Genomic DNA, 4274 nt, shown 5'->3' with positions numbered 1-4274 from the left:
TTAAGAAAGCTCATCATTAATTTGATGGGCTTTTTTTTCATCTGTACTATTCCTCTTCACTATATCTTCTCCTATATTCATGCTCTCTTTACACCAATCACTGTAAGTCAGTATTCATAAATAGCGCAGGAACAAGATCACACTTTCCAAAAGTGTTTCAATACGCTGTGATTCTACAAATAAAAAAGGGTGATCAAATGATCACCCTACGTTGTAGCTATTCGTTTTTACTCGTGCCTAAGCTCTAGTTACTGATATTATTTATATATGTCTATAAACCCAACGCATACTTCAACGCTTGCGTTTTTAATACACCTGAAGAGTCGGCTAATTTCAAACCGACATTACGTAAGAATTTAACTGGTGGTAATGAATTACTAAATAAGGTGTAAAACAGATCCATACTGCTTTGCATGGTTAAGTTATCTATTTTTCGTTTAGATTGATAAGATAATAAAGCTTTATCTGTCTCAGCTCCTTTCGTTTCAATTTCTTCTAACAGCACTTTTACGTCTTTAAAACCCAAATTAACCCCCTGTCCTGCTAAAGGGTTAATCGTATGAGCCGCATCCCCTAATAACACACAACGATGATCGACGTATTTTTGAGCATGTCGACGGGTTAAAGGGAATGAACCTGATTGCTCAACAGTGAATTCTCCCAATTCTTGTGGGAAATACGCTTTAATTTCTTTTTCTAATTGAATAGAACTCATAGAAGAAAGTTGTTTAATACGCAAAGGAGAGTCATACCAAACTAAAGAACCTTTGTTTCCAAACAGAGGAAGAAATGATCGAGGACCAGAAGGGGTAAACCACTGCCAAGTAATGTCTTGTTGGGCTGTTTCTGTTTCAATATTAATCAGCATACAGTGCTGACGATAATCCCAAGCGGTAATGCCTATTTTTGCTTTCTGTCGAACATAAGAATTCGCGCCGTCAGCACCGATAACCCATTTTGTTTTAATTTTATCGCCATTTTCTAACGTCAGTACATTATGATCAGTAAAAAACTCAAGTTCAGCGATTTTTGCAGGTGTAATAACGGTTAAGTTTTCATAACTAGAAAACACCTGCCATAGCCCTAATTGAATAAGACGGTTCTCAACGATAAAGCCAAGCTGCTCCATCTCTAATGCATCAGAGTGAAAACGAGTACGACATTCAGTGTGTTCCCATGTTTCCAAGCGCTTATAAGGGCATACACGCATTTCTTTAATGTATTGCCAAGCACCTAAATCTTGAAGCAGATCAACGGAAGATTGAGAAATAGCAGAAACACGGATATCCATTGGCTGGTTATCATCAAAAGAGTCTGGCGCTTTATGTTCAATGACAGCAACTTGATACCCTAATTGCGATAAACCAATGGCAGTAGCAGCTCCCACCATTCCACCACCAACGATCGTATAATCATATTCTTTCATCATCCATAGACCTTATGTGAGTCAATAATTTCCCTTATTCTACCGTTATTTACTCTTAATCTAAATCATTCAAATAATACCCTTAAAATATTCAAGGGTGTCTACATCTAGTCATTAAGCGTGGAAAGCAGTACAATACGCGCCCTATCCGTTTTGATTGAGCCAGTCTCTCAAAACTGTACCGAATTCTAGTAATAAAATACGAGTGAAAAAGTTACATGACTAAGAAACTGCTAATCAAAACCTGGGGCTGCCAGATGAACGAATACGATTCATCTAAAATGGCCGATCTTTTAGGTGCCGCAAATGGTTATGAATTAACTGAAGATCCAAAAGAAGCGGATGTTCTGTTATTAAATACCTGTTCAATTCGTGAAAAAGCCCAAGAAAAAGTTTTTCACCAACTGGGCCGCTGGAAACATTTAAAAGATAAAAAACCAGACTTAGTTATTGGTGTTGGTGGTTGTGTTGCGACTCAAGAAGGTGACCATATTCGCCAACGAGCGCCTTACGTTGACGTTATTTTTGGCCCTCAAACACTTCACCGTTTACCACAAATGATCAAACAATCACTGTCTAATGAAAAAACCGTTATGGATATTTCATTTCCAGAGATCGAAAAATTCGATAACCTTCCTGAACCAAAAGCGGATGGTGTATCTGCATTCGTTTCTATTATGGAAGGCTGTTCAAAATACTGTACTTACTGCGTAGTTCCTTATACTCGTGGTGAAGAAGTTAGCCGTCCATTAGATGATGTATTATTTGAAATTGCACAGTTAGCCGAGCAAGGTGTCCGTGAAGTTAACCTACTAGGCCAAAACGTAAATGCTTACCGTGGTCCAATGTATGATGGTGATATCTGTACTTTTGCAGAATTGCTTCGAATGGTTGCTTCTATTGATGGTATCGACCGTTTACGCTTTACAACAAGTCACCCATTAGAATTTGGTGATGACATTGTTGCCGTTTATGAAGATACGCCAGAATTAGTAAGCTTCTTACATTTACCAGTACAAAGTGGTTCTGATAGAATTCTAACGATGATGAAACGTCCTCATACTGCTATTGAGTACAAATCTATTATTCGTAAGCTACGTAAAGCACGTCCTGATATATTGATCAGTTCCGATTTCATCGTTGCTTTCCCTGGCGAGTCAGAAAAAGACTTCCAAGACACAATGAAACTAATTAAAGACGTTGATTTTGATATGAGCTACAGCTTTGTCTTTTCTCCTCGTCCTGGTACGCCTGCGGCTGATTATCCATGTGATATTCCAGAGCAAACGAAAAAAGACCGTTTAGCTGAGCTTCAACAGCAAATTAACTTCCAATCAGCACGTTTCTCTCGTCAAATGCTGGATACAGAAGTTCGTGCATTAGTTGAAGGTCCATCAAAGCGTAACCCAATGGAATTACGTGCTCGTACTGAAAACAACCGTGTTGTTAACTTTACTGGTAGCCCAGAGTTAATTGGCCAGTTTGTTGATATTCATATTACAGAATCATTTACCAACTCTTTACGTGGTGATCTAGTTCGTACAGAAAAAGACATGGGATTACGAGTTGCTGTTTCTCCTTCAGAAATGATGGAAAAAACACGTCGTGAAGATGATTTAGGTGTTGGAACTTTCACACCATAATGTAACATTATCAGTAAAACCAAAGACAAAAAAAGATGATTGAGGTTTCTTGATCATCTTTTTTCTTATTTGATCTTGAGAAAGTTTACTCTTTACCCAATAAATAATAGATATATCCCATAGTTACTAATATGCGAGGCAACATTGAGCATTAAAACAACCAAATTAGAGTTGACCTTAGAGCCAGCAGACAATCAACGCTTATCAAGCCTTTGTGGCCCATTTGATGATAATATAAAGCATCTTGAGCGTCGATTAGGGGTAGAAGTAAACTATCGCGGCAATCTTTTCACCGTCGTCGGTAAACCTCATACCGTTTCAGCTGCCATTGATATCTTAAAAGATCTTTACGTAGAAACGGCTCCCGTTAAGAATCTGTACCCAGATATTGAGCCTGAACAGATCCACTTAGCCGTAAAAGAATCAGGCATACTTGAACAAGAAAAAAGTGAGGTTTCAACTATTCCTCATGGTAAAGAGATCTTCATTAAAACTAAAAAAGGCCTAATTAAACCAAGAACAGAAAATCAAGCGCAATATGTCACTAATATTGTGACTCATGATATCACTTTTGGGATTGGTCCTGCCGGTACAGGTAAAACCTACCTGGCTGTTGCTGCCGCAGTTGATGCATTAGAGCGTCAAGAAGTTCGTCGTATTCTTCTCACCCGTCCAGCGGTTGAAGCGGGTGAAAAGCTTGGCTTCTTACCTGGCGATTTAAGCCAGAAAGTAGACCCTTACCTACGTCCTCTTTATGATGCTCTTTTTGAAATGCTTGGCTTTGAGCGTGTTGAAAAGTTAATTGAACGAAGTGTTATCGAAGTTGCTCCACTTGCTTATATGCGTGGGCGAACTCTAAATGATGCCTTTATCATTTTAGATGAAAGCCAAAATACGACAGTAGAACAAATGAAAATGTTCTTAACTCGTATTGGCTTTAATTCTCGAGCAGTAATTACCGGAGATATTACCCAAATAGATTTACCTCGTGGGGCTAAGTCCGGGTTGCGCCACGCAACTGAAGTATTATCAGAAGTTGATGAAATAAGTTTCAATTTCTTTATCGCTGATGATGTAGTTCGTCATCCAGTAGTTGCTCGTATCGTTAATGCTTATGAAAAATGGGAAGCAAAAGATCAAAAAGAGCGTAAACTAGAAGAAATACGCAGAAAGCAAGAGCGTGATGCTCGTTTAGCTGATGTTGA

3 protein-coding genes are annotated in these 4274 nt (G+C 38.6%); 2 read left to right on the top strand and 1 reads right to left on the bottom strand.

From position 1 onward, the window contains the following. Window positions 1–271: 271 nt before the first annotated feature. Entirely contained in the window at window positions 272–1426 is a 1155-nt protein-coding gene (locus PVK62_RS16945) for a 2-octaprenyl-3-methyl-6-methoxy-1,4-benzoquinol hydroxylase (protein WP_274445554.1), read from the bottom strand. A gap of 218 nt (window positions 1427–1644) precedes the next feature. Here PVK62_RS16945 and miaB point away from each other — a divergent pair, with 218 nt between their 5' ends. Continuing rightward, window positions 1645–3069: a tRNA (N6-isopentenyl adenosine(37)-C2)-methylthiotransferase MiaB gene (gene miaB, locus PVK62_RS16940; protein WP_274445551.1), complete on the top strand. Its 1425-nt coding sequence runs from the start codon at window positions 1645–1647 to the stop codon at window positions 3067–3069. Between the two features lie 144 nt (window positions 3070–3213). Next, the coding region (locus PVK62_RS16935; protein ID WP_274445552.1) for a PhoH family protein at window positions 3214–4274 on the top strand (1061 nt) is incomplete at its 3' end.

Source organism: Aliivibrio sp. S3MY1, from assembly GCF_028765575.1.
Classification (GTDB): Bacteria; Pseudomonadota; Gammaproteobacteria; order Enterobacterales; family Vibrionaceae; genus Aliivibrio.
The sequence above is the reverse complement of the archived record's forward strand: the minus strand, read 5'-3'. Positions and strand labels throughout refer to the sequence as shown.